This window comes from Acaryochloris sp. CCMEE 5410 (assembly GCF_000238775.2).
In the GTDB taxonomy this organism is placed as follows: Bacteria; Cyanobacteriota; Cyanobacteriia; order Thermosynechococcales; family Thermosynechococcaceae; genus Acaryochloris.
The window spans coordinates 3,957,000-3,980,811 of record NZ_AFEJ02000001.1; the positions used below are offsets into that span (position 1 = coordinate 3,957,000).

At 47.4% G+C, this 23,812-nt stretch carries 28 protein-coding genes; 10 read left to right on the plus strand and 18 right to left on the minus strand.

From position 1 onward, the window contains the following. Positions 1 to 334: 334 nt before the first annotated feature. Positions 335 to 787 (plus strand): DUF4347 domain-containing protein, encoded by a 453-nt coding sequence (locus ON05_RS18250; protein ID WP_236619116.1) that lies wholly within the window; start codon positions 335 to 337, stop codon positions 785 to 787. Positions 788 to 810: 23 nt separating this feature from the next. Here ON05_RS18250 and ON05_RS18255 read toward each other — a convergent pair whose 3' ends face one another. The 5 genes from ON05_RS18255 to ON05_RS38615 all read right to left on the minus strand — a co-directional run bounded on the left by ON05_RS18255 (position 811) and on the right by ON05_RS38615 (position 4,772). Further along, positions 811 to 1,371 carry a YdeI family protein gene (locus ON05_RS18255; RefSeq protein WP_010479048.1) on the minus strand — a complete coding sequence of 187 codons (561 nt, stop codon included), beginning with the start codon at positions 1,369 to 1,371 and terminating at the stop codon, positions 811 to 813. Positions 1,372 to 1,599: 228 nt separating this feature from the next. Beyond that, entirely contained in the window at positions 1,600 to 2,649 is a 1,050-nt protein-coding gene (locus ON05_RS18260; RefSeq protein WP_010479047.1) for an IS5 family transposase, read from the minus strand. 199 nt (positions 2,650 to 2,848) lie between these two features. Beyond that, positions 2,849 to 3,673 (minus strand): FkbM family methyltransferase, encoded by an 825-nt coding sequence (locus ON05_RS18265; protein WP_029315563.1) that lies wholly within the window; start codon positions 3,671 to 3,673, stop codon positions 2,849 to 2,851. Positions 3,674 to 3,820: 147 nt separating this feature from the next. After that, the gene (locus ON05_RS18270; protein WP_010479042.1) at positions 3,821 to 4,375 is read right to left on the minus strand and encodes a DUF4269 domain-containing protein; all 555 of its coding nucleotides are present in this window, start codon (positions 4,373 to 4,375) and stop codon (positions 3,821 to 3,823) included. Positions 4,376 to 4,505: 130 nt separating this feature from the next. After that, a complete protein-coding gene (locus tag ON05_RS38615; protein WP_396149577.1) occupies positions 4,506 to 4,772 on the minus strand; it encodes a DUF6678 family protein in 267 nt (88 codons plus the stop codon). A gap of 64 nt (positions 4,773 to 4,836) precedes the next feature. On the opposite strand from ON05_RS38615, the gene ON05_RS18275 reads away from it, so the two are divergent. Then, the gene (locus tag ON05_RS18275; protein ID WP_010479041.1) at positions 4,837 to 5,172 is read left to right on the plus strand and encodes a hypothetical protein; all 336 of its coding nucleotides are present in this window, start codon (positions 4,837 to 4,839) and stop codon (positions 5,170 to 5,172) included. Beyond that, a complete protein-coding gene (locus ON05_RS18280; RefSeq protein ID WP_262562174.1) occupies positions 5,154 to 5,960 on the plus strand; it encodes an IS4 family transposase in 807 nt (268 codons plus the stop codon). Before ON05_RS18275 ends, ON05_RS18280 begins: the two co-directional genes overlap by 19 nt. Positions 5,961 to 6,286: 326 nt before the next feature. Here ON05_RS18280 and ON05_RS18285 read toward each other — a convergent pair whose 3' ends face one another. The 6 genes from ON05_RS18285 to ON05_RS18310 form a co-directional block, all read right to left on the minus strand. Continuing rightward, complete coding sequence (locus ON05_RS18285; protein WP_139025649.1) at positions 6,287 to 7,021, minus strand: ankyrin repeat domain-containing protein; 735 nt, start codon at positions 7,019 to 7,021, stop codon at positions 6,287 to 6,289. A gap of 169 nt (positions 7,022 to 7,190) precedes the next feature. Continuing rightward, positions 7,191 to 7,364 carry a hypothetical protein gene (locus ON05_RS18290; protein ID WP_010471338.1) on the minus strand — a complete coding sequence of 58 codons (174 nt, stop codon included), beginning with the start codon at positions 7,362 to 7,364 and terminating at the stop codon, positions 7,191 to 7,193. Further along, complete coding sequence (locus ON05_RS18295) at positions 7,358 to 7,687, minus strand: hypothetical protein (RefSeq protein WP_010471335.1); 330 nt, start codon at positions 7,685 to 7,687, stop codon at positions 7,358 to 7,360. Before ON05_RS18295 ends, ON05_RS18290 begins: the two co-directional genes overlap by 7 nt. Positions 7,688 to 7,862: 175 nt before the next feature. Beyond that, positions 7,863 to 8,315 (minus strand): DUF6714 family protein, encoded by a 453-nt coding sequence (locus ON05_RS18300; protein ID WP_010471334.1) that lies wholly within the window; start codon positions 8,313 to 8,315, stop codon positions 7,863 to 7,865. Positions 8,316 to 8,431: 116 nt separating this feature from the next. Then, positions 8,432 to 8,668: a hypothetical protein gene (locus ON05_RS18305; RefSeq protein ID WP_010471333.1), complete on the minus strand. Its 237-nt coding sequence runs from the start codon at positions 8,666 to 8,668 to the stop codon at positions 8,432 to 8,434. A gap of 79 nt (positions 8,669 to 8,747) precedes the next feature. Beyond that, a complete protein-coding gene (locus ON05_RS18310; protein ID WP_010471332.1) occupies positions 8,748 to 9,047 on the minus strand; it encodes a DUF6958 family protein in 300 nt (99 codons plus the stop codon). 268 nt (positions 9,048 to 9,315) lie between these two features. Between ON05_RS18310 and ON05_RS18315 the strand changes: the two genes are divergently transcribed. After that, positions 9,316 to 10,485: an FIST signal transduction protein gene (locus ON05_RS18315; protein ID WP_010471327.1), complete on the plus strand. Its 1,170-nt coding sequence runs from the start codon at positions 9,316 to 9,318 to the stop codon at positions 10,483 to 10,485. Positions 10,486 to 10,494: 9 nt separating this feature from the next. Beyond that, complete coding sequence (locus ON05_RS18320) at positions 10,495 to 12,180, plus strand: bifunctional diguanylate cyclase/phosphodiesterase (RefSeq protein WP_010471324.1); 1,686 nt, start codon at positions 10,495 to 10,497, stop codon at positions 12,178 to 12,180. Between the two features lie 68 nt (positions 12,181 to 12,248). On the opposite strand, the gene ON05_RS18325 is transcribed toward ON05_RS18320, so the two are convergent. From ON05_RS18325 to ON05_RS18355, 7 genes are all read right to left on the minus strand, one after another. Beyond that, entirely contained in the window at positions 12,249 to 12,644 is a 396-nt protein-coding gene (locus tag ON05_RS18325; protein WP_010471322.1) for a DOPA 4,5-dioxygenase family protein, read from the minus strand. A 68-nt stretch (positions 12,645 to 12,712) separates the two neighbouring features. Beyond that, positions 12,713 to 13,309 carry a DUF6151 family protein gene (locus ON05_RS18330; RefSeq protein ID WP_010471320.1) on the minus strand — a complete coding sequence of 199 codons (597 nt, stop codon included), beginning with the start codon at positions 13,307 to 13,309 and terminating at the stop codon, positions 12,713 to 12,715. Between the two features lie 99 nt (positions 13,310 to 13,408). Further along, positions 13,409 to 13,783 (minus strand): VOC family protein, encoded by a 375-nt coding sequence (locus ON05_RS18335; RefSeq protein WP_010471318.1) that lies wholly within the window; start codon positions 13,781 to 13,783, stop codon positions 13,409 to 13,411. A gap of 88 nt (positions 13,784 to 13,871) precedes the next feature. Beyond that, entirely contained in the window at positions 13,872 to 14,381 is a 510-nt protein-coding gene (locus ON05_RS18340; protein WP_010471316.1) for a DUF1993 domain-containing protein, read from the minus strand. 199 nt (positions 14,382 to 14,580) lie between these two features. Then, on the minus strand, positions 14,581 to 15,030 hold the full coding sequence (locus ON05_RS18345) for a hypothetical protein (protein ID WP_010471314.1): 450 nt from the start codon (positions 15,028 to 15,030) through the stop codon (positions 14,581 to 14,583). Positions 15,031 to 15,069: 39 nt separating this feature from the next. Further along, positions 15,070 to 16,251, minus strand: a complete 1,182-nt coding sequence (locus ON05_RS18350; protein ID WP_010471312.1) for an aminotransferase class V-fold PLP-dependent enzyme — start codon at positions 16,249 to 16,251, stop codon at positions 15,070 to 15,072. A 1,247-nt stretch (positions 16,252 to 17,498) separates the two neighbouring features. Further along, on the minus strand, positions 17,499 to 18,230 hold the full coding sequence (locus tag ON05_RS18355; protein WP_010471307.1) for a hypothetical protein: 732 nt from the start codon (positions 18,228 to 18,230) through the stop codon (positions 17,499 to 17,501). 899 nt (positions 18,231 to 19,129) lie between these two features. Here ON05_RS18355 and ON05_RS18360 point away from each other — a divergent pair. The 5 genes from ON05_RS18360 to ON05_RS18380 all read left to right on the plus strand — a co-directional run bounded on the left by ON05_RS18360 (position 19,130) and on the right by ON05_RS18380 (position 23,449). Then, positions 19,130 to 19,864 carry an STAS/SEC14 domain-containing protein gene (locus tag ON05_RS18360; protein ID WP_010471305.1) on the plus strand — a complete coding sequence of 245 codons (735 nt, stop codon included), beginning with the start codon at positions 19,130 to 19,132 and terminating at the stop codon, positions 19,862 to 19,864. A gap of 70 nt (positions 19,865 to 19,934) precedes the next feature. Beyond that, on the plus strand, positions 19,935 to 20,489 hold the full coding sequence (locus tag ON05_RS18365) for a DUF4952 domain-containing protein (RefSeq protein ID WP_010471303.1): 555 nt from the start codon (positions 19,935 to 19,937) through the stop codon (positions 20,487 to 20,489). A 37-nt stretch (positions 20,490 to 20,526) separates the two neighbouring features. Then, positions 20,527 to 21,234, plus strand: coding sequence for a hypothetical protein (locus ON05_RS18370; RefSeq protein ID WP_010471301.1), 708 nt, complete (start codon positions 20,527 to 20,529; stop codon positions 21,232 to 21,234). An 81-nt stretch (positions 21,235 to 21,315) separates the two neighbouring features. Continuing rightward, entirely contained in the window at positions 21,316 to 21,705 is a 390-nt protein-coding gene (locus ON05_RS18375; RefSeq protein ID WP_010471300.1) for a RidA family protein, read from the plus strand. Positions 21,706 to 21,850: 145 nt separating this feature from the next. Further along, positions 21,851 to 23,449, plus strand: coding sequence for a hypothetical protein (locus tag ON05_RS18380; protein WP_236618886.1), 1,599 nt, complete (start codon positions 21,851 to 21,853; stop codon positions 23,447 to 23,449). The last annotated feature ends 363 nt before the right edge of the window (positions 23,450 to 23,812 follow it).

The window sequence follows — 23,812 nt, forward strand, 5'->3', positions numbered from 1 at the left end:
ATCAGGATTGGTTGGTATTTGCGACCGGAAGCCTCTTTCAAGAGATTGATGCAGACCGAAAGCAACTGACCCAAAAAATTTATTATCCAAGTGACTCCCCTGAATGCATGGTCTCTCCCCATTCATTTGCCCAGTGAAGCGAATCACCTAAATTGAGGAAAAAAAATATGGTTTTAGTTCTAGAAACCCTGAATTAGCGATCTCATGAATCAACGGGTTGGTTCGTGTTGATCTGGGTAAAAGCGGTTTGGGATTTACATATTGGCTCTACGAAGACAGCGGTAGCCAAATATAAGTTTCTTTTTTGCATATTTTTTTAAGTCGGAGAATGATCATGCCACACACTGCATTGCCCCCCAACGTATTGCCTGGACTGACTGTTGCGTCTATGCAGTCTTCTGACCCGTCTTCGATCGTGATCATTGATGCAGCGGTAGATCAGTACCGTTATTTGTTGATGAGCCCGCTTGACGGTATGGCAGTACATATTCTTAATGGGCAGGAAGATGGTATTGCCCAAATTGTATCTCTGTTGAAGCAGCACCAACGGTTGTCGAGACTGTTCTTATTCTGTCAGGGAGCGTCTAGCCAGCTTATTTTGGGTAAGACTGCTTTAAGTGATACCAATCTGTGGATGTATGCAGATACCATTAGAGAATGGCGCCACTATTTTGCTCAAGATGCTGAAATTTTAATTCATGGATGTAACCTGAATACGAATCGAATGGGTCAAGCTTTGATCTCGTGGTTGGGCTTGCTGGCAAGGGTCTGTGTACAGGTTGTCTAACGTCTGCTCGTTGATCGGGGGCTTTACCCTAATCGACCTCCATCATTCCATTGGCCAAAGCGCTTGCCTGCAGCGGTCTTGGAGATAAAATTTTTCAGGCGTTTATCAAAGTCTTCTGGCCGCTTTCGCATTTCTTCGATATATCCGATGCGTACTCTGATGTAGAGATCGGGGAAGGTCTTGAAGTGGGTCCATGCCTTGGGCTCTGCCTGGATGGCTGTGATGATGTCATCGGCAATATCAAACGGTAATGACAGATCTGGCAGCTTTTTTTGTCCGGCTGAGGTCATCAACCCCAATTTAATCAAGCGTCGAGTCCGTTCTTTGTTAAGTTCAGTCCAGTGGCTGCGGGGGCGACGGGGGGTAAATCGCTGGGCTTTTTCAACGCTGGAAATGCGTTTGGCAATCCCGTCGATCCAGCCAAAACAAATAGCTTCTTCAACAGAGTCGAGGTAAGAAACCGTCGGGACTCCAGGCCGATCGTCCGAGAGTAACCAAATCTCAGATGCGGATTGATGATGTTGGGTGAGCCAATCTCGCCACTCTTTTCGGCTGGTGGCTTTGAAGGTTACCGTTACCTGCATAAATAAACGGCCAATGTTGTTACATTACGGTTCACCATGGAGCTGGCAGTTGATGACTGTTGCTAGAAGTGTATAGCCTGCAAACTACTATAGGGCACTTCGAAAAATAGAATTGAATGCTTCCAAGGACATTACAAAAGCTCAATCAAACTTGGAGCAGCCCAATGAACTTGCAAAAGTCTGCATTTAAGGGCAAACCAGCTCCCCATCTTGCCTGATTGGGGCTGTTTAGGCATACTGATTCTGTAAAATCTGCAGTTCCTTCTTACGCCAAAACACATAGCGCCTTACGTTATAGGCCAAATCCTTCAGACCGAGTTGAGCGCGGACTCGCTGAATGCCAATACAACGAACCTGCTTGCCTCCTAAATTCATCACCCATGCCCCAAAAACATGTTCAACCTTAGCGCGCACCTTCGATTTACCCCGATTCGTTTCTTTCTGCTCTTCGGTTAACGGATGATGGCGATATCCTCGCTCATGAATTTGGCTGATATAGCCAATGGATTCGAGTCCAGCTTCTAACGCTTCGCTGCGATAGGCACTGTCAGCCCAAATCTCATCGGCGTCATTCTCTACATCCAAGATGTCGCAAAATGGCTGGGAGTCATGGACGGATGCGTCAGTCACCTGATGCTGGCGGATAAACCCATACTCAGCGTCGATGTTGATATGGTTTTTGTAGCCAAAGTGGCTTTTGCCATTCTTTTTTGTCCATCGGGCGTCGGTGTCTTTATGAGACTGTTTATGAGGTTTATCTTTCCACTCTGGGGGGATGTTGCCTTGTTTGATCTGTTTGTTCTCTTCGCGAGTATTGCGTTGAATCGGAACTGGCACCAGGGTTGCATCCATGATTTGCCCTCCTTTGGCGGTATAGCCACACCCTGCTAAATACTCGTTAAAAGTTTTAAAAAGCGTCTCGATTAAATCGGCGTCACTTAGGCTCTGGCGAAACAGCCATACGGTCGTTGAATCAGGGACTTCATCATCGGCAGACAAACCTAGAAATCGGCGGAATGAAAGTCTGTCATGGGTTTGATACTCTAATTCCTCATCACTCAGGTTGTACAGTTGCTGGAGGATTAACAGCTTCAATAGCAACAGTCTATCGATGGGTTTGCGACCTGCTTGGCTTTTGCGCTTTGGCTGCGGAAGTTGTTCTAGGCAGTTGTGGCAGATGTCCCAGTCTATGAGGCGATTGATCTCACTTAAGTTGTCTTTGCGTGCTTCTAGCTGCTCGCGGCGATGTTTGATTCTGCCAAAGCCTTTGGATTGCATGGCCAACTATCCTGTCAGGGCTGGGTCATATTCTCAATATTAAGGCGTTCTATTTTTCGAAGTGCCCTCTAGCGTTCTGCCTACCAGTGTTGGGATTCCAGCTTAAACTGATACTTGTCGCTTCAGTGTAATCCTGACAAGATATGGATTCCTTGTAAGCGTCTAGGCAGGTTTCGTGATGTTCCTAGAGCTGAACAGGTTAGATGATGGATTCAACACTAATCCCTAAGACTCGACGGGCCTTATCCCTAATCTCTTGGCGGCGATCTTTATGTACTGCAAAATAGTTGGTTGTGCGGCGTGGATAGAGATGACTCTCAAGGAAGCCTGCTTCTGTTAGCCCATGGTCGTTGTGGGCCAGACGATTGGGCACCAAGATAGCGTAGTGGCGCTGATTGAAATACCCAAACAAGTCTTTTTTGGCGTCACTGAAATCGGATGGGATAGGCGCACTTTCAAACATGACTGTCGGACTGCTGCGTGAAAGAATGCCGATGGCTCCACGAAGCGCTCCCAGTTCGGCCCCCTCGATGTCAATCTTGATCACGTCAACTTCGGTATCGCTGGCGATCAAATTATCCAAGCGCTTGATCGGCACCTGAATTTCTCGGATCTGGTTACTGCTGGGCCGGTTGATAGAGCTGTAGCCAGTTTGTTTGAGGTCGATAAAAAACTCAATTTCGCCTTCTTCTTCTCCTACGGCACAGGCATGTACCACAACTTTTGGAAACTTGCAGCGTAGCTGTTCTGCTTTTTCAGGTATGGCTTCTACGGCAATGATATTCACTGTTGCATCGTATCGTTGAACGGCTGAGGTGATGCTGCCAATATGGGCACCAATATCGAGAAATGTTCTGTTGGGGTCGCAGATGGAGCAAACCAAGCGCCCGGCTAGCTGATCATTGGCAATGGTGCCTACCGCTTCTGACTGTGTAATTGCCGCCCGTAATAAATCGAGTTTCTCTCTGGAGAACATCGCGAGGTCGCCGAAACGGTTGCCAAGAAGTATCTGCTTAAGATTCATAGGGGCTTACCCATTGGGTTCGGTTGCGACCTGCGGACCATTATAGGGATGGTAGCCGATACTTCTGGGAGATGGCGCGGATCCTGCACACCAGGCCAGTTTGACACCTGGAATACTGTGTTATGATACCCAGACTGAAATCCCTTGTCATAAGGAATTAGGAAGATGGGTGCTGATGAGCTGTTGTAAGTTGAGATGGCCACAGGCCGGTTGGAAACCATCGCAAATCTGTTCAAATTCCAACAAGGCAATATAAGGATCGCCCTTTAACCCAAGGATTTGGGCAAAAGCAGGTTCCGTTTTGATGCCCTTTTGCTTGAGTTGCTGTACTGCAATTCTAAGACTTGGCTCCAATTTAAGTAGGCGTTGCTCTATCCTGAAATGACGAATGCCCCACTGCTGCTCGGTTGGGACAGTTTGACAGAATAATTCAATATCCCATCCCATCGCCTTGAATTGAACCATCACTGAAGGTAAATTCTGAGCGGCAGAATCGTAGCACCGATAACCCTCTAACCTGCCAAAATTCTCGTGAGAATAGTGGCGGAACTGGGATAGATCGTCAGCGGAGCAAGCAATATCAATATCACTGGTGTCAACGTCAAGATGCAGGGGCGGTGTCCCAATCACACACGGCTTAAATGGGTGAAGAACGCTAAGTAAGCTGAGTTCGTCAAGAACATGCTCAAATTCTGGTTTCATGGATGGTTGACTCGATGCCAAGTCCTAAGCAGACCGACTATCAGCGTCATTAGAAGGCTACAGTGGTTGGTCAGTCAGTGCCCTGGAATGAAAAAAGCTACACTGATGATCGAATGATACCAAAGCTGTCTTAAGGGTTGACTGGAGTCTCTGGCTGAATTCGTATGACTCTATCAATTCTCACACAAGGTAAGCCAGCGCTACGTAAAGCGTTGATGAGTGAGTCTGAATGGTCAATTCTCTTAGGCGGGACTAGTCTACTAATATGGCGTTCTTCCACGGTATCCACTTCAATCCATTGAATATCTCGCCATGGCACTGGCCCCAGTAAACCTGTTTCAAGATTAACCAGATGTTGGTATGAATAGTGAGTGCTCCCACGGTGTTGGCTCGGCATCACCAGACCATTGCACACGAGTTAGAAGGTTGAATGTTTTGAGGACATTCACTGGAGGGGCGACATGCCCTGTGGACACCTTGCTTCTTTGGCTAATAATCAGGTAGACAAGAAAAAAGATGGGCTGAAAATGATGTATCTCCAGCTCACCTTATTGACAATGATATTGCCACTATACCAACCCCATTTACGCCGTCAACTGTCTCCTGCCCAGTATCTTCTCCTTGAGATTCTGGTTCATCTTTTACAAACGCTTCGCTGTGTCAAAATCGAGACCCTAGCAGAAGGACTGCCACTGCCGATTCTATTTGAGAGTCGCCGAAAAAAATACAACGGTTCTTATCCTTACCGACCCTTGAGCTTGAAACGCTTTGGCTACCGCTGGTTGAACTGTGGCTGAGCAAGCAGTACCCTCAAGGCTCCCAGCTTTATATCGTCATCGACCGTACCAGTTGGGGTGTGATTAATCTATTGATGGTGAGCGTGGTCTGGCAACATCGCGCTATTCCCATATGGTGTGAAGCGCTCGCTAAAAAGGGCAGCAGCAACTATGACGAGCAAACGGCTATTTTGAGCAACGTCATTCGCCATTTATCCGCCTATCGTCTGGTTATCCTCGGTGACCGAGAGTTTTGTTCCGTCAAGCTCGGACAGTGGTTAGCTCAACAGAAGGTCCACTTTTGTCTGCGCCTCAAGCGGAATACCGAAGTGTCTATGGACCAGCAGTTTACTCAACAACTTCAACAGTTTGGCCTTGCCCCTGGTCAAAAGCTGTTTCTCAATGATGTACGCGTCACTCAGGCTAAAGGCTTTGGACACTTCAATGTGGCCGCCAAATGGAAACGACGCTATCACGGCTTTGCGCCTGATGAAGCCTGGTTTATCCTCACGAACTTCTGTGACCTCAACAGCGCTATCGTCAGCTATCAAAAACGCTTCTGTATCGAAGAAATGTTCCGCGACTTCAAACAGGGAGGCTATTGCCTCGAAGGCTCTCAAGCGATGGAAGAGCGTTTGGTTGCGATTGTCATTCTGATTGCCATTGCCTATACCAGTGCAGCCCTGCAAGGGCAAAGTCTTAAGCAAAAGGACTCCAGCGCTACATTACTAGACCCGAATCTCCCACCTCACCGAACAAGCGTCATAGTGCATTCCGAGTCGGACTCTCTGCTCATCTGTGGGCGATAACAGGGGATGGAGTTCTGGCTCGATTGGTGGATGAGCTGATGAAACTCTCTCCCAATAAGCTACCTGAATATCAACGGGGGATGAGAGCGATGGAGCTTGTCTGTGCTGGGTTATAGTCGCCATGTCGCCCTTGCAGGGACATTCACTGATCTCACCCAAATGATTGGCGTTTCGAATTCCATTCCATTCCATGCTTGGTTAATCTGTACAGATCTGGTCTCTTCAAGACGATATCTACCGTTCTCAATCTCCTGAGTGGATGACCTCTTGAGTCATAATGCCCTGAAGTGTTCTTGCTTTTACTCTAGGGAATCTTCGATGGGAGATTATTGTTGCTGGTTTCTATGGTTTTTCCTTTTGACCCCTCTAGCTAATAAGTCTCGTGGGGCAGAGTCTCGGTCTTCCTGTGAAACAAGTGGTAGTAAATAGTTGTAAACCTCTTCATGTCCACCTTGAGCTGCTAAGGATAATGCTGATTCGCCCTGGCTATAGGTATTTAGCTCTGCTCCGGCATCCACTAATGTCTTGACAATCTCTAAATTGCCGGTGTTGGCGGCAGTCATGACCGCACGCTCTCCATCTTCCATATCGATATTGATATCATTTCCAGCACTGATTAATTGTTGGATCACGGCCAGGTTTTGCTGACCAATAGCTAGGTTGAGAGGCGTATTATTACCATCACCATTATCGACAACAGCGCCTGCATCTAGCAGCATTTGGACAATGGAAGGATTACCAAATCCCACTGCTGTATAGAGAGCAGTGCACGAAACATTTAACTCATCTAATTGCGCTTCAATTTCAGAGGTTAACAGGGATTCAGGGCGGTCACTCAAGTTATAAAAAGAGAGACAATCTGCACCGGCTTGAATTAAAACTTGAACAATATCTGAACGGTCATACACGATAGCCATTATGAGCGGACTCCACTCGCGCTCATAGGTGTAATATTCATGGCTAGGCGAATTGCAATCTACCCCTGACTCGAGTAGTGTCTTCACCATTGCTATATTGCCAGCGCAAATGGCTTCAAACAGCTGGCTTGTTGTGCTCGTCACGTGGTACAAATCTCCAAAACTCTGGTTGGATATATTTAATGGCTGACTTGGCTAGGTATTAGACGAAATGATCTAACTTGGCTCATTAGCAAGTGTTGTACAGCCCATGAAATTCTGCAGATTGAAACGGATTGCCAACAGACTTAGCAATGTAGATAAATGCTAAAAATCAACCGCTAACATAACCCATAAAAAAAATCTCTGAAGGCTGATCGTCTGTATAAACGACGAAATGGCATCCACCAGGTGTCCACACTAAATCTGCAAAATCATCCCATGCATCTAGAGGGTCGATATCATCCTCATCAATCAGTTCTTCACGAATGATAATGCTTTCTACCATGTCACGGGTCGGCGTTTCGGTTTTAAAAAACGCAGTAAGAACTCTGTAGGTAATGGTGAAGATGTCATTTGCTCTGGAGTGGTAGATATTCTCTGAATATCTAAAATGGAACCTGTCCCTTCTGGGCCACCCGCTTTAAAGGCTTCCTCAACGGAAGAGTGTTGAGCCCCACAATCTACTGATGCTGGATTGGGTGGGAAATCTAAATGAGTTGCCGCAGGGTAATATCGACCTTGTTCAAATTCATGCTGACGTAGTTGCTGTAATGCGATGTCTGCATCTTCTTGAAATTCACAAAAATAGTAATAAGGCTGTGATCCCATATACTGCTTTCCTATCAGCTTTCAATTAGAATTCCCAGATACCTCGCGAACAAATACTTGTGTTTGACTGGTTGGTTTACTAATAGCGGTTGATGGGGATATTGTCTTCTGAAGATTTTGTCACTCTGAGATTAGGATATTAAGGTTGGATAACTTTCAAGACAGAGTTTATAAGCTATTTTTCCCAGTACTGACGTAGTGCCATACGTATTGCTGGGTGATCAAATTCATATTCCGCTTGATCCAGACACCACGTCAGATACATCACGATGGCTTGTCTTTGCACAGGATTGAGTGCCGTTAACTTAGATTTTGCATAATCATCTAGCTGCGTTAAATGAAATAGCGGATCATCGACCTGATTTTCTAGACTTGCCACGATATAGGCGGGCAAATGAAATCTCATCCCCTCTGCATCAAAAAAAGAAAGGCTACTGTGACATCTCTGTAAATCCTCACAGCTCAGCTGAGTCCATTGTTTCTTCTCGTCCCTGCCGCGATTTTGCTTCTGTACCTCCTCAGTCTCGTAATCGTCGATGGCTTGGGCTTGCCATAAACCAATACCTTCACCCAGCGTCACTTCAGCAAACGCAGACTTGATATGGTTCGCGACGATTTCTTTGTCCATGAAAATTTAGCGTTCAAGGCTCTACTTTTTCGATTGGGTTACATTCTGGATTTTGCCGCAACCCAAAATTTGCGGCAAAACTGAGTATTGCCATTTTTTAGTAGATCACCCACACCTCACCAGTCTGAGCAAAGCTGTGTTTGATGACCTGAGGGTTGGGCGATGCCGAGTGCTTGCTTTAGCGCTTCATCAGTCTTATCTTCCCAGTCCGGATCAGAGAGTTTGATAGTTACTTCAGGGGAACGAGATCTGAGTTCTTGATAAATGGCGTTAACAGCAGGAGTACCTTTAAGCTCCCAAAGCAGGGAGGTTAACTGCTGTTTATCAAGAGACGTGAGGTCTAAATGAGTCATAGCTCATAATTTGAGGCGAGCGGCCTAGCAGTTTCACATCAATACCGTAGAATAACCAACAATCAGCATTGCGTAAAAGCTATAACTTGTGCCAGCGCAGAGGTTTAGTCTTTTCGCGGATGACGCTCCCTTTCGCCTCCAGATCCAACTGCACCGTTTTTGCCCACCATCCTGATGTTTGCCCCTGAGGAAACAGATCATCAGGGAGATGTGGTTTAACCTGCTGCTGAATCTCCTTTTGGGTCAGACCCGGTGACTGTGTGGGCAGGATGTTGAGAAACGCCACTTTCATCGCTGAATACTTGGCCGCATTGACCCGAGTGACTTGTCCGGGAACGTTGATATTTTCGACTTCAATCTTGGCGTCTTTGTTAGCCATGGCGTTCACCCTGAGCAACGTTGTCCAACAATTGCTTACCACTATAAGTGAAGTCTATAGCTGCTATAACCCGAAACTAGCTCCGATCGATCAAACCTTCATAAGTAACGCGGTTAAGAGTCTGCAATCACCTAGTACTTACTGTTTTGGCTTTCAGAATGGGAACTATAGGAATATTCAGAGAAAATAACTTGCCGTATGGATGAATTGCTTCTGCCATTGAAGTAAGCTTATTCATAGGATAGGTTAACGTCAGAAATGCTCAGTAATGAGAACATTTTCGCATTTAGATATTGAAGAACAGACTACCGGGACGTTGAGCTATGACCGAGTTAATGGTTGGTCAAAACCTTTTCCAGATCTGGATTCTGAAAATACGCTGGTTGTTGTCTTTGCTGCCCATGAATACTGTGACTCACCAGAGCCATTGCTAGAAATCCGCAAATATTTTCCAGAATCGAAGATTATCGGCTGTAGTTCGCCAGTTGTGATCTGTGATGGATCGTTGCTGGAAGGTGCGATCGCAGTCGGTATCATCCGTTTTGAAACTACCCAAATCCGACTTGCCTCTGCAGCAGTCACTAATTTCGAAACCTCTCGAACCGCAGGCCAACAACTGGGCGAACAATTGACGGATCCTGATCTTAAAGGGGTGCTGATTTTTTCGGATGGTGTGACGACAGAAGCCACAGAGCTAGTGCGAGGCTTGCAGGAACGATTACCACCCGAAGTGACAATTGCTGGTGGTTTGGCAAGCGGTCACACCCTGGATGACACCTGGATGATTTGCGATGGCGAACTGCAACGGTTGCAGGCTTGTGCCGTCGGTTTTGTGGGGAATCGGGTCGAACTGACCCGAGCCACTGGAGGCGGATGGCGATTGATCGGAGCCGAATGTCAGGCGACGCGAACCGCCGATCGAACGTTATACGAACTTGATGGCGAACCTGCTCATGATGTGTACCAGCGACAGGTGGGTAACGAAGTTGGATTTGGGTTGCACGAGTCTTCTACTCGCTACCCCCTGACGATTCGGCTACCGAGTCTAGAAATGCAAATCGTTCGTGACGTCAACCGCTTTGACGAAGCCTCTGGGGCCATTGAATTGGCAGGGGATATTCCCGAGGGCGTGACCGTCCAAGTGATGACGACCACTGCCGACGAAATTCTGGATGGGGTGGACGAAGCGGTCGAGCGCATGCGGAGCAAAACCATCTTGCCCCAGAACAATGCCTTAGCTATTTGCGTAAGCTGTGCGGGTCGACGCACGGTTCTGCTAGAGAAGACGAGGGAAGAAGCTGCCCTTGCCTATGATGGCTTGGGGCATGGAATTCATCAAATTGGCATGTATGCCTTCGGCGAAATTTCAACCACCTCATCGGGGCCGCCTCAGGTTCATAACGAGACCATCACGATGGGGCTAATACGAGAGTATTAGGGATTGACCATGGCTATCCAACCTGTTCCCGACCATCGATCTAGCGTACTCAGCCGCATGCTCAAACGGCTGATGCGTCGACAAGGGGTCACGGTGGATGAAGTCCCTAATCTTTCCGGCTGGACCAACTTTGTCTTAGCGGTCAATCAAACCATCCAAGAGTTCACTGCCAATCGCGAACTGTTAGAACAGTCCGTACAGTCGACATCGCTCAAACTCAAGCAGGCCTACGAAGATCTCAAGAGTGAATCGAGTTTACGGTTAGCCCAGGCAGACTTGCACCAGCGAGAATTAGAGAACCTCGTACAGGAAAGAACCGCTGAGCTACAAGCTGCTCAGCTCCATCTCGAACAAATCAATAAGCGCTTGGAATATGATGCCACCCACGATGACTTAACGGGGTTGGCGAATCGCAACCAGTTGATGCGGGAGTTAAATCGGTGTGTGGCTCAGCTCGCCACGGATTTAGCTGTAGGACTATGCTTTTTCTTTATCGACTTTGATCGCTTTAAGCAAATTAACGACCGGTTGGGTCACCTTATGGGCGACAAAGTGTTGATTCAGGTTGCCAATCGCCTGTCCACTTTGGCCGGTGATGCAACCTGCCTGGCTCGTTTGGGGGGAGACGAATTCGTGTTGCTAACGGGGCAACTGACGGTCGCTGAAGCCTACAAACTGGCTCAGAACATCACGGCTACCTTTGCTCAACCCCTGCGCATTCGCGAGACCGAAATCCCCATGTCGGCGAGTGTTGGCATCGTCTTAGGGGATGCATCCTATCAATCTGCGGATGACGTCGTTCGGGATGCTGATATTGCCATGTATCGCGCTAAAGCAACGGGAAATTGCTATCAATTCTTCGACGAAAGAATGCGGACAGAGTATTTAGAAGGCTTGGAACTAGAACGAGAATTAGAAACCGCTGTGCGGGAGAAACAGTTCCGCGTCAATTTTGAACCCATTATTGATATCCATCAGTCCGACATCTACTCGATTGAGTCGCTAGTGCGCTGGATTCATCCCGACAAGGGCATGATCTCGCCCGGCCGCTTTATTCCCCTGGCAGAAGAATTAGGGCTAGTGATAGATATCGACCGAATTGTCTTCGAGCAAACTTGTAAGCAGTTTCGTCAATGGCGGGCTAGCGGCATCACCCGTCCTCAACAGAAGTTCAATGTCAATCTGTCCTGTGGCCAGCTGGAACGATCCGATATTATCCCCTTCCTCCTCAGCACTATTGATGTATCCGGTATCAGCCCCCACGACGTTGTGCTGGAAATTACGGAGAGCTACTTGCTGGCAGACTCTGTCCTGGTAATGAAGAATCTAAATGAAATGAACGAGTTGGGATTTAGCATTTTTGTGGATGACTTTGGAACGGGATACTCATCCCTGAGTTATCTCGCCAAGTATCCCATCCACGGCATTAAGATTGATCGAAGTTTTGTCAGAGATCTGACAGAAAGCCCGGAAAGCAAAGAGTTAATTCGCTCTATGATTGCCATGGCCGATGCGTTGAATCTGCAAGTGGTGACTGAAGGGGTAGAAACCCTAGAGCAATTGCAGATCATGACGGAACTGGGCTGCCGCTATATTCAAGGCTTCTTATTTACACGCCCGATGAATGCCATGCAGGCCGCATCGTTTTTGGTGGATCAGCCGTATCGAGAGGTAGGTGCGATCGCACCCATGTAGCACGAACCTGAAGACTCCACACAGGCTATGAGAGAGGTCACCCAAACTCATCATCAACCGGTGATGTTTCAAGACGAGACTTTATCGTCAGCAACGGATTCTTCAACGCTGAAGACGGTCAAATTCAGGGGGACTGATTCACCCAGCCAAGATGCATGGGTCGTGTGATCCGCTAAATCATTACCCGTTAAGGCATGGACAAAGACTGTTAAATCGTTACGATTCTCTTCCAGCCACGGAATCAGTCGATCAAACTGGTCCTTACCAAAAGAAAGCTGACAGCTCCATCGAGGATGTGGCCCTACCAACTTTTGGTGAACTCGGCCCACCTGAATATCAAATCGCTCGCCTGCTTGGTGGCAAATAGATGAGGCTAACTCTACCGAGTCTGCGTCGAAATAGACATGGGCATGATAGTGGTCGTAATCGTTAGTCGGCCGCTTGGGGAGTGGAGAAGAAGGCATGGCACTGTAGAACTTGCTAAATGGACTAGGACTCGTCGGTCTTGTACCGTAAAGGATTGGATGGCCCCTTAAACCGTATTTATCAGCTCCTCATATTCTTGCGAACTCAGTATTTGAGGAGTGGTGATGGGCAAACCAGAGTCCACTTTGAAGAAGGGCGTCTGTTGATAACTGCCATCGATACGTGCTTTCAGGATCATCAGCAGATTACGAATAATCGCTTTGACCTGACCCGTGGGCTTGGGCTTAGGATCTCCTTTGGCACCTGCTGTATTGACGTGGGCGCTTTCGGAGTTGCAGATGCCATCCAGTTTGACATCAGAAGATTCCAAGCAATTATGAACCACACCAACAAAGGACATCCTATGGCTCGGTAACGTATTGCCGATGGGAGTGTTGCAGCACGTGGTATACCAACGCAATAGCCCCGTTGCTGTCAGGCGCATACAGGCCAAATATTCGCCCCCTTGATCAAACGAGATATGCTTTGGCAGCATCTGAACGATCTCTGTGCCCCCCTGAGGGTCGAGAATTTCATTACTTCTGCCCAGGAAATGCGCAAATGCCTGACAGTCCCGACAATAACAGGTCACTCGGTTGATATTTTTAGGACGATTAACACGCCCTTGAACACGTCCACATTGACATTGGATGGAATAAGCCATTCTTTACTTCTCCGCAGAACTGAGCAACTGGTTGAAAGATAGCTATGGCTGGGAACCTCAAGCACCAAATCAGGAAATGACAAATATTATTGGATGCAGCTAGATGGTTTTAGGCAGTACAGCACAAAGTTCCAGCGCATGACCATCGGGGTCTTCAAAATAGACTGACTTCGCCGGAATCCAATCATGGACGATGGGACCTTCCAAGGCAATGCCATTCTCCCGAAGCTGTTGTGCCGATTGCTCTATTTCAGATTCACGAACCGTGAACGCGAAATGTTGTGTAGGCCAGTGTCCCTGGTCCTCTTGCAACACGATCATGCCAGAGGAATCACCAGTTCGTAGAAATAGCCAGTTGCGCTGTTCATCTCGAAGACCCACTTTTAGGCCGAGGAGCTGACAGTAAAATGTCTCTGCCCTAGCGAGGTCGCGGACACGGATCGCAACTTCGTAAACACCGCGGATGGGAATCATCAACTGCCTCCCGAGGGTACTGTTTTATCTTAACAAGATCGGCTAGTAGCCCTTTAACGCACGGTGAGATAGTTCGTTATGTTCGGCTTCACTCCTGTTTAACAAAAGGCACCAAGTGCATCATGTAATCTCGTTTGCCAATCGGTACACCTGCCATGCGCAGGATGTCGTAAGCAGTGACCAGATGGAAGTAGAAATTAGGGATGAGAAATTCGTGGATATAGTCACCTCCCGACAGCTCAAGATAGAGATTATCGCCTAAGTCAACGCGCGTGATTTCAGCCAGTTTTTCATCTGCAACGCTAATGTCTATAAGCATGCTTTGAGTATTGGCGATGTGCTCATAGGCTTGGGCAAGGGAGGTGACCTCTGGATCGAGATTATTCGCAGGTTGACCCTCACACCAGAGGGCGAAGTTTCGGGGTTGATTGCATGTGAAGGCAACCTGTGTACCGAAGGGCAGCATATCTGCCACGATTTGTTTTTGTAGGAAGGATTCATCCCTGAAATGGGTTTGAGCAGTCTTTAAAAGATGCTCGAGAGTTGCTAACCGGCTTTGAAAGAGGGTTTGAATTGAAGCGATAGCTTGACTGGACATCATATGCTCCTTCAAAACTGATTCTATAAAGTCTGTTGATTTAGCCTAACGATTTGTGGAGCATTAGGGGTTAAGTTTCTATGCTTGAAGCCACACTTTGCGCTTGGTGTGATCTCAGAATCTTTTGAATTTCATGGATTTCAACCCAGCCCTGTGTTGCCGATAGTCCAAGTTCGTTCATTCCGTGTTTGCCAGTGTGCTACCAAAATCCCGGTGCTTCAGGGAGGGGTTGTTGTAAGGGATCAGCCAGCTGATGGAGTGTGCCGTCTTGGCTGGAGATATATGCTGAAGCGACCAGTTGATCCCAGTCAGGTGTCCAAATAACGAGATCACGCAGCTGATCTTGATCGACATCTTGCCAGGAAAGATAGCCAGGTCGGATATCAAGCCAAAGATCGTTGTTAAATCGTGAACTAAGAGATGTTTCGGTCCCGTTGGTAGAAATAATCAGCTGGGCAGGTCCATTATCTCCTTTGGTGAATGAAAAGGATTGGGTCTCGATGGTGACTGGGTGCTTCCCTACTTTGAAAGTATGAATTTGGTCATACTCCAGTGGTTGTATTGAATTAGCTGCTTGTTTCGTACAGCCGAAGCCAATAACCACTATCGCTGCAATTAGCCGGGCTAAACGAAGTGTTTGATGTTCCATACAGTATGTCCACCCGGTGCGTTAGCCCACGCCAGCCCGTCATGCCAATGCTTGCTCAATGGCCTGGACGAGTTGTTCCAATTCAGATTCCAAAGTCAGATAATGCACACAAGCTCTGACGCAATTAGGATCTGCGATCAGACGCACCATCATCTTTTGGCTTTCGAGCTGTTGTACAAAAGGACGATGGTTGCTGAAGCCTTCAATTTGGAAAGCGACTAAACCGGACTCTGGTGCGGTAGTGCGTAAACAAGTAATTTTTGGAATCGTGCTGAGCAGCTCCCACAAAATTTGACTGAGATGGACAATGCGTTGATAGCGATCCGTCGGCGTTCCCCACTGCTCCTGTAGTTCAATGGCAGCGGTTAACCCCGGAAACAGCGGAAAGGCAGAAGTCGCGACCTCATACCGACGACCATCTGGCTTCCACCCTGTTGGTTTACCCTGGACATCCATATCAATTCCACGCCAGCCGATAAAGGTGGGTTCTAAACGATCCAAAGAGGCTGCTCGAACATACAGCCCGCCTAACCCATCAGGGCCGCAGAACCACTTATGACCGGTAAAAGCATAGAAATCGACATCCAATTCATCTACCTTGAGGGGCAATACCCCGACGGATTGGGCAGCATCCACTAAGATCGCCACGGTTGGTACGGCTTGTCGACAAGCGGCTGCCATAGCCGTGAGGGGTAAGACCTGACCAGTGTTCCATAGGATGTGACTCACGATAGCCAATCGTGTGTTGGGACGTAAATGCTCCACCATTACCCCAATTGGATCACCCTCGTTCAGGGTCGCCATCAAGGGGAAGGTCGAGACTTCGACGCCATAGCGATGGCTGAGCTGTTGGGCCGTGGCGATGATGCCAGGATGTTCACAGTCCGACAGTAAAATGTGATCACCCGGTTGCCAGTTAAACCCCCACATGGCGATATTGCAGCCGCTGGATACGGATTCTGTCAGGGTGATGGTGCTGGGAGAGACGTTGAGTTGAGATGCGATCGCACGTCTAGTACCTTCAACTTTCTCCGTCATCCAAGCCAATGCCCCCCCGGTAAACGGGCCAAGCTCTTGCATTTGGGTATAGGCAGACTGAATGGCAGTGAAAGCAGGCTGTGGCAGGGGGCCTTGGCCACCGTAGTTGAAGTACAGCTTATTCCCTAAAGCAGGAAATTGCTGTCGATGTACTTCTAAAGAATGCTGCTGTTCGGAGGTCATACCTATCCTTAGGGTTCAGGTCACAAGGCCAGCATACTAGCCTTTGCTATTCTGCCTGATTTTGTCATCCTGTTAGATCGGCAAGTTCCGGGTGTGATGTGCTTGATTAAAAATCTTGCTGGTTTTGATCGCTATCTGCAAACGCATCCGTCAGAATGCTATGCAAAAACAGGCCGAAATAGATTGATTGCCAGAGCAATATCCAGACAAGTGTATAGTCTTTCATTCTTTCCTCCAAAATGTTTCCACGGTGTATGCTCAGGGACCCAGCAGGGAATATCCCGATACCAGAGAACCTGTTGTGAATCAGACGATTCGTAATTGACTGATTGGGGTGAATTTGAGGGCAATGCTGCTAGCAATGAAGTTTGTTCAGAAAACTGTAACAACCTCAATACGCGAGTCAACCCTATTGTTCTAGCCAGCTAAAACCTAGCGATAGCTATCCAAGCAGCCGTTCAATATATGGGCCCTAGGCTGAATGCCAGAAGGTAGCGATTTTTGACTACCTTGATTGCTGTAAACATCTTGATCATACATAGATCTATATATAGCTTCAACTAATTATTGATTGATTTTTATCTATATCAAAATTAGAGGCTTGATTTTGACTTGAGCTAACTTGGGGTAGGACGCTGCATAAAATCAGCAACACTACCAATTCAAGTCGGACTAACCATCTCAGCTCTGGCTGAAGATATCGCCAGAGCTGAGATGATGTGAATCAATCCGCAAGCCAATGAAGAACAGGTTCTAGAAGCAGTACGGTATCTATTGTGCGATCGCGCATTTGCTCCAGCGCTATTGGAATATATCAGGGTCACCTCAGATTTGCCTGTGGCCAAACTAGAGTATTGGGAAAGAACCTTCCGGTATGAAATTGAGCTAGCATCCTACTCACAGCGTTTCTCGTGGAAGAGCCACCGTTTGCTCCCGTAGTTAGACTGCTGCAGTGGCGATGGATATCAGCGTGAAAAAGCATTGCGCGCTCTTAATAAAGGGGCACCTAATGCATTTCTGTGTGCTCTGGTTCTGCGGCGGTTAAATGATTGGGTTCCACAGGTGCGAGCTGAGGCTCGTGAATATATTCCTGCGATGGCATCCTGTACTCAACCAAAATACTCTTCTGTAGACTTGCGGTAAAGCGAAGTCGTTAAACTCGCAAAAAGTTATGAAGCATTTTTGCGAAAGCATTCATAACACATGGATATTTTCGAATAGGAGCTAGTTGAGCGTTGCTTCGCTTATCAACAGCTATTATCCTCGCATATTACGTTGTTCTGGGGAGGTATCGGCCATTTAATTGCGATAACAACTCCCAAAGTTGATACAGCAATCCCCAAAATGGCCAGAACTATAAAAAGCCAGAACTTTCTAGTTTCGGCTTCTTCTTCTTTTTTCTTTCTAGCTTGTTCGGCTTCAATCCTGGCTTGTTCGGCTGCTTTTTCCTCTTCAATCCTATCGTGTTCGCGAATAACTTCATCGAGTGCAACTTGGTCGATAAACTTGTAGTGTTTTATTATTGTCTCAAACCAACCATCGTAAATCTCTTCGTCATAGAGTTTTTGACGGTTCAGACCATCCCCACGGGACTGTGCAATAAGTTGTTCGACTTTGTTGAGATCCTCAAGAATTTCCAGTCTCTTTTGGCTGAGCACATTTACTGCTGCAACAGGATATTTCTCAATGAGTGCATCCATAGTGCGAGTAATCTGGATGAGTAAGCCATCTACGAGGTCATGATAAGCGTTGCGCAGGGCGTGATGTAACTCTTGCACGGAGGTATCGTATCTTTGTCGATCTTCATCAGATAGATGTTCAAATGATGCTTGATCGAGTAACTTAATAGCAGCCCGGAGAGCATATCGCATCTCGTTCAGAACTACGATGTCCGGAAATTCGCCGTCCGTAGTTTCGTACTCTTTGTAGCGGGTTCCTAACTTTTTATGTAGCTCAAGCGCATCTTCAAGTGCCCCCATTTAGAAAACCTGTTCTTAACTACTGCTGCGGTTATCTGAATCTTTATTTCAAGTGTTTGTTGATACGCTTCAGCCGGTCAGAATGGGTACGTCTCCGTTCTGCCCATTCTGAAGAAGTAGCGAATGCTCTGCCTTGAATACGCAAGTTGCCACGGGCAAGGCGAACACTCGCAAAGGCACTTGCTTCATTGCGAATTGATTGCGCCCTGATGTCTTTACTACTCTTGTTCTTCACTGCTTTTTTTAGGCCACATTATGTTCTGCTTATAAGCATTCAGCACCGCCTCAGTGCTTTTTAAATACCAGCATGACAAGTACCGGTACCGTAATGTTACCCTTTCTTGTTGCAAAATTGACACGGAGTACAATTCTAACATCACTCAGATCATAGTAGTGTTTGGTTTAGATTTGGGCTAGCAGTAAATGACATACTAATTTCATATTGATAGTGTGGAGATGACTACCGGGTTTAATGTTGGAGCTGATGAAACCAGTACAGTCTATTCTGCATTATGTGGAAATCGGTTGCGTAGAGCTTATCAAAAATGGATTAGGTTTAGTGCAGTGCGTTGAATGTAAAGCTTCAACCTAATGTGATGTGTGACTTTCCTGAAAGTATTGATACTCCGTTGTTACTGATCACAGCATGTAGCCAGAAGGAATGAGAAATCAACAGCTACAAGTATTGAGTCGTACATCGCCTAATCTACGAATTTATGTCTTACGTCAATAAATAGCCTCTTATACCTAACGGCATGCTAGCTCTCTGCAATCACTATAGGGCATGGTTTTAGGGGGACTTAACAAGCGCTTATGAGAAATTCAGGTGCGAGAATGCCATTCCATAGCTCTCTACGATAGCCTGTAAGCAATGCCACTCAAATAAAGGAGATTCTTCCGTGATTGAGTATCGAAACAACCCCACAAGTAATGTTGTTGAACTGATTGTTGAGGGCAAGATTACCGAGGCTGATTTAGATCAAGCTATTGCTCGGCTGAAACTTGATATTTCCAAGCATGGCAAGCTTAAACTTCTGGAAGAGATCCGTAGTTTTGATGGCATAGATCCCATTGCCCTGTGGAAAGATGCCCAGTTTGGCCTCAGTCATGTCAACGACTTTTCCCATGTTGCCGTCGTGGCAGAAGCAGAATGGGTGCGGACGATTGCTGCGGCATCTGATAATATTCTGTCTGCTCAGGTCAAAGCTTTTGCGCCCTCTCAACATGAAGCAGCCCGGACCTGGTTGCTGACGGTTCCTGAACCCAGTCAAGCGTCTGGTATGACTTACCGAAGCAGCAGTGAAAGCAACATCGTTGAGGTGATCATCGAGGGTACCATTACCGCTGCTGACTTTGATCGAGTTGTTCCCCAAATGAAAGCGGATTTGGCTAAGCATGGCAAAGTAAAAGTGCTGGAAGAGATTCGGAGCTTTGAAGGCATGGACCCAATGGCCTTGTGGAAGGATTTGCAGCAGGCATATATGGTCAAAGACATTACCCATGTGGCTTTGGTGGCCGATGCCCAGTGGATGCGAACGGTTGCCGAAGCGGTCAGCGCGATTTTCCCGGCTGAAATCAAAGCATTTGAGCGATCGCAAATTGATTTAGCCCGAGTTTGGCTAGCAGCGGCATAGCGTGTAAACCTTATCCACTCAAGATTGTCTGAAATGTGGGTGCTAGGATAGCGGCGAAGAGGTCCGGCTAATGTGGGTTGGATCAATCGTTCGTTTCACTAGGAAAGATAAAACCGTGGCGATGCTGCAGATGTACCCTAAAAGACTAAGCAGAAAATACTGGCAGTCTAGTTTACTCGTCCTTGCCATTTTTCTGGGTTTCATCTCTGATCAGGCGGAGGCTCAACGACCTAATAGAGTGCATTATTCAACTCAAGGTTGTGGTGATTTTCTAGCCCGGTGGGATAAAAAGCCAGCCACATTGAAGTTTGTGGTCTGCGAAACAGGAGAAATTCAGGAGGTTGGTGTTCTGACTTCTTCCTATACTGTCCAGGGCGCTGATGCCATCGAAATAGAGAAATTTTTGCAACGGGAATTTGGGATGGCTCCCCTCCGATTCGCCTGTTGTGGATGGGAACCTGACACTGTAAAGGCGGCTCCTCCTTATGGACAATATGTAGATGAAATGGGCACTCAGTTTGAGGTTTCTATGTCTTCGGGAGAAACCCTATTGAATGACCGTGGAGCTTGGCATCAGATCCCTGAATTCCGTATTAAGGTAGAGACATACTTGGGAGAGTTTTGAGGCCGCACGGCTTAATATCGCCTGATCAAGGAGCGCTATGGAACCTGAAAAAGAGCAAGAAATTGCGAATTTAAGGGCTTTGAATTTGACACCAAAGCAGATTGCCCACAAGTTGGGATTGCGGGTGTCTGAGGTCTCAGCCGTGATTCGGGCGCAGGCAGAAGAACATGCCCTTGCTCATGGCAAAACGGCTACCCTTGATCCGTTGTTCGAGTGCTGGGCCAATGAAGGTGCAGTTGAACACTTCTTTGATAACCCAACGCCATCAACGGCAACCGTGGAAGATGAATCCCAGGGAATGGCGATTGTGACGGTGACCCGGAAAGCCGGCCACAACCGTTTTGTGATTTGTACTTATCTGCTGGACTATTGGTGCTTAGGGCTTAAAGATACGATAGGTCCTCGTAAGTTCAGCACCCAAGACTATGCCTATTTTATTGACCAGGCGTATCAAGGATTTGATGAGCCGCCTCAAAAAATCTCTTTAGACCAAGCGCAAGCCATGGTTTATAGCGTAATTGATTATGCTGAGGGGCTAGGGTTCAAACCTCATCGAGATTTTCAAAACTCTAAAGCCCATTTAGGCGAATGGAATGGCCAAGGCAAACTAGACTGTGGCCGTGATGGCAAACCCTGCTATTTTTGTGGTCCTTATGATGATCCGCATAAAATTTTGAAAACCCTCACTGAAAATGTGGGTGAAGATAATTTTGACTATGTGATCGAGGGTGAGTCTTATCGGTAAATTGTGGTGGGTATCAGCCATTAGTTGACGACGATTCCACAACCAGGCAGGATCGTCCAAGTGTTTAGTTGGCTGTGTCCTATGTCCCATGATGTGATTCGTACCGATCATGCTCCTGCTCCGGTCGGTCCCTATAACCAAGCCATTCGTGCTCAAGGGGCAATGGTATTCGCATCAGGGCAAATTGCCTTAGATCCCGCTTCGGGTGCTTTAGTGGGTGGTGATGATGTGGCCCAGCAGACGGAGCAAGTGATGAAAAATTTGGAGGCTGTCTTGACTGCGGCAGGCGTGGGCTGGGCCCAGGTGGTCAAAACGACGGTTTTCCTAGCAGATATGAATGATTTTGCTACGGTGAATGGTGTGTATGCCCGTTATTTTGATGAAGCCACTGCCCCCGCCCGTGCCTGTGTGGAAGTCGCCCGGTTACCTAAGGATGTCTTGGTCGAAATCGACTGTATTGCCGTAGCCTAGGGCCGTTGACCTGGAACCTAAACGGATCATCGTCAGTCGTAGGGAATTACGGCGACGCCAGCCCAGATTTTTAACTGAACTAGCGGTCTTGGGTTTTAAGTTGGCCAGTTCCCCTCACTCTGTCCACTTTATCCCTAATATCAGCATGCGGTTTTTGAAGCGAAAACTCTATTGGGTGTTGGGTTTGTGTGCCTGTACCTTGACTCTTCTGTTGGGCCACTTTTCCTCATTTAGCGCTGCCTATTCGCCCCAGTCTGCCCCAACCACGTTGCAGCCTCTGATTGCTTGGGGCACTCAAACCTTTGGGGGAGATGGACGCAAGGGTCGAGATGGAGCCAATGGTCGGAATGGGACGTCAGGTCAAGAAACCCAAATCCGCCTAACGGGTTCACCGATGACGGTGGATGTGGCGGGTAGCTCTGGGACATCGGGACAAGATGGCCAGTTGGGTGAGAATGCCTATGGTTGTGATCACTCAGCTCAACCTGCCCATAATCTGACAGGGGCTGATGGTGGACGAGGCGGTCGAGGCGGGGATGGTGGCCGTGGAGGGGATGGCGGTAAAGTTTGGATTTATTATGGTCAACCGGCTCAACTGAAAGCCCTAACCCTAAATAATGCCGGGGGGCAAGGGGGGCAAGCGGGACTTGGCGCACCCGGTGGGTATGGATGCCGTTGCATCGATACCTCTTGGCAAGTGAACTATTGCGAGTGGCAGCGCTATCGCAAGCAGCGCGGCGTGGCTGATGCTCCCTGGATTAAAGATAAAACCAAAACCTATCCCTGTACCGGTAGCCAGAGGGCTGATCACAAACATCATCACCCAAAGCTAGATAAGGGCAATTCCCAGTGGGCCTATCGTTGGGAATATGGTGGTGTTTATAAGACTGAACATTTTCACTGTACGGGTGGAGCAGTGGGTAAAGACGGTCAGGATGGTCAAGCAGGTCGAGAAGGGCGATACGGCCAGGTGGTGATGGTTCCCCGTGAGGATATTCCTCAAGAAAAGGTGCAGTACTATGCCCCGCTGGGACAACTGATGGGTCAGCAGGTGGACTTGGTGAAAAATATTTGGACGGAGAAGAGTGGATTGCGATCGCAACTCCATCCCAATTCCAAGGTCCCTGATACCTATACCTATTTGGATTCCACCGCCCGTCTCAACTACCGTATCGATTGGAATGCACCTAAGTCACCTACTGAATTAGAGGTGAGCGATACCAAAATAGGTGCAACCATTCAGGTGCAAAATAACCAAGGTCAACTGGATTTTGAGCTGCCGGGAACTCTGGAATATACTCTGAAGCAACAGGACCCACTGACGGTCATGACCATTACGGGCGGGTTCTCACCCAATCGCGTCCAGTCCTTCCGTATCGATGAAGGGGCGAGCCAACGGCAGGTAGGGCAGTTGGTATTGGTGGATGATGGGGATGTGCGATCGCTGCTCCAAAACACTAAACTGAAAGTCACTTGTCTCAGTAAACAATCTGCCAGTGGCCTGAAAACGGATACTTATCAAGTCCGCCATAGTGTAGAGCTGCGGGTGCCTCCGATGGGCCGATCCAGTGATGGTGTCAGGGTAGATAAGAATATTTATACGTTGAATGTGCAACCCTTTTTCAGTGCATGGCTCAAACCGGGCTATGACATTCAATATCAAGTAGAGATTGAGCAAACGACCAAAAGTAATGCGGTCTATACCCAAACCCAAATTGCTAATTTGCCTGTCCCTCTGTCATAAGTTGAAACTGCGCCTTTAGTTCAAGATCTCAGGTAATTTCAAAGCAATAGAGCGTGCTGTTGTCTACTTGGCTTATAGCGATGCTGTGCCACATATGGATAATCATTTAGCCTGGATTATTCATGACATTTTTCAGGAATCTCTGAAAGTCTTTCCTCATAGTGCTTTTGGCGATCTAAAGAGTGTAACGCTTTGATCTTTTTTAAGAATTTCTGAACTTCCTACCCATTAAGGGTTTGAGAAGATTTTTGTTGATCATCATGAATAATCCAGGTTAGATATGCTTGGAAGATCAAAGAATAGTTGTACTAACAATACGGCCTTGAAATTGAGAATCTAGAGGTTAAAACTTGGTAGTAATGT

Bases quoted from the DNA above. Each gene is read 5' to 3' on its own strand.
- ON05_RS18250 (WP_236619116.1), top strand. From the start codon at position 335: ATGCCACACACTGCATTGCCCCCCAACGTATTGCCTGGACTGACTGTT.
- ON05_RS18255 (WP_010479048.1), bottom strand. From the start codon at position 1,371: ATGCAGGTAACGGTAACCTTCAAAGCCACCAGCCGAAAAGAGTGGCGA.
- ON05_RS18260 (WP_010479047.1), bottom strand. From the start codon at position 2,649: ATGCAATCCAAAGGCTTTGGCAGAATCAAACATCGCCGCGAGCAGCTA.
- ON05_RS18265 (WP_029315563.1), bottom strand. From the start codon at position 3,673: ATGAATCTTAAGCAGATACTTCTTGGCAACCGTTTCGGCGACCTCGCG.
- ON05_RS18270 (WP_010479042.1), bottom strand. From the start codon at position 4,375: ATGAAACCAGAATTTGAGCATGTTCTTGACGAACTCAGCTTACTTAGC.
- ON05_RS38615 (WP_396149577.1), bottom strand. From the start codon at position 4,772: ATGCCGAGCCAACACCGTGGGAGCACTCACTATTCATACCAACATCTG.
- ON05_RS18275 (WP_010479041.1), top strand. From the start codon at position 4,837: ATGCCCTGTGGACACCTTGCTTCTTTGGCTAATAATCAGGTAGACAAG.
- ON05_RS18290 (WP_010471338.1), bottom strand. From the start codon at position 7,364: ATGGTAGAAAGCATTATCATTCGTGAAGAACTGATTGATGAGGATGAT.
- ON05_RS18295 (WP_010471335.1), bottom strand. From the start codon at position 7,687: ATGGGATCACAGCCTTATTACTATTTTTGTGAATTTCAAGAAGATGCA.
- ON05_RS18300 (WP_010471334.1), bottom strand. From the start codon at position 8,315: ATGGACAAAGAAATCGTCGCGAACCATATCAAGTCTGCGTTTGCTGAA.
- ON05_RS18305 (WP_010471333.1), bottom strand. From the start codon at position 8,668: ATGACTCATTTAGACCTCACGTCTCTTGATAAACAGCAGTTAACCTCC.
- ON05_RS18310 (WP_010471332.1), bottom strand. From the start codon at position 9,047: ATGGCTAACAAAGACGCCAAGATTGAAGTCGAAAATATCAACGTTCCC.
- ON05_RS18315 (WP_010471327.1), top strand. From the start codon at position 9,316: ATGAGAACATTTTCGCATTTAGATATTGAAGAACAGACTACCGGGACG.
- ON05_RS18320 (WP_010471324.1), top strand. From the start codon at position 10,495: ATGGCTATCCAACCTGTTCCCGACCATCGATCTAGCGTACTCAGCCGC.
- ON05_RS18325 (WP_010471322.1), bottom strand. From the start codon at position 12,644: ATGCCTTCTTCTCCACTCCCCAAGCGGCCGACTAACGATTACGACCAC.
- ON05_RS18330 (WP_010471320.1), bottom strand. From the start codon at position 13,309: ATGGCTTATTCCATCCAATGTCAATGTGGACGTGTTCAAGGGCGTGTT.
- ON05_RS18335 (WP_010471318.1), bottom strand. From the start codon at position 13,783: ATGATTCCCATCCGCGGTGTTTACGAAGTTGCGATCCGTGTCCGCGAC.
- ON05_RS18340 (WP_010471316.1), bottom strand. From the start codon at position 14,381: ATGTCCAGTCAAGCTATCGCTTCAATTCAAACCCTCTTTCAAAGCCGG.
- ON05_RS18345 (WP_010471314.1), bottom strand. From the start codon at position 15,030: ATGGAACATCAAACACTTCGTTTAGCCCGGCTAATTGCAGCGATAGTG.
- ON05_RS18350 (WP_010471312.1), bottom strand. From the start codon at position 16,251: ATGACCTCCGAACAGCAGCATTCTTTAGAAGTACATCGACAGCAATTT.
- ON05_RS18355 (WP_010471307.1), bottom strand. From the start codon at position 18,230: ATGGGGGCACTTGAAGATGCGCTTGAGCTACATAAAAAGTTAGGAACC.
- ON05_RS18365 (WP_010471303.1), top strand. From the start codon at position 19,935: ATGTGGGTTGGATCAATCGTTCGTTTCACTAGGAAAGATAAAACCGTG.
- ON05_RS18370 (WP_010471301.1), top strand. From the start codon at position 20,527: ATGGAACCTGAAAAAGAGCAAGAAATTGCGAATTTAAGGGCTTTGAAT.
- ON05_RS18375 (WP_010471300.1), top strand. From the start codon at position 21,316: ATGTCCCATGATGTGATTCGTACCGATCATGCTCCTGCTCCGGTCGGT.
- ON05_RS18380 (WP_236618886.1), top strand. From the start codon at position 21,851: ATGCGGTTTTTGAAGCGAAAACTCTATTGGGTGTTGGGTTTGTGTGCC.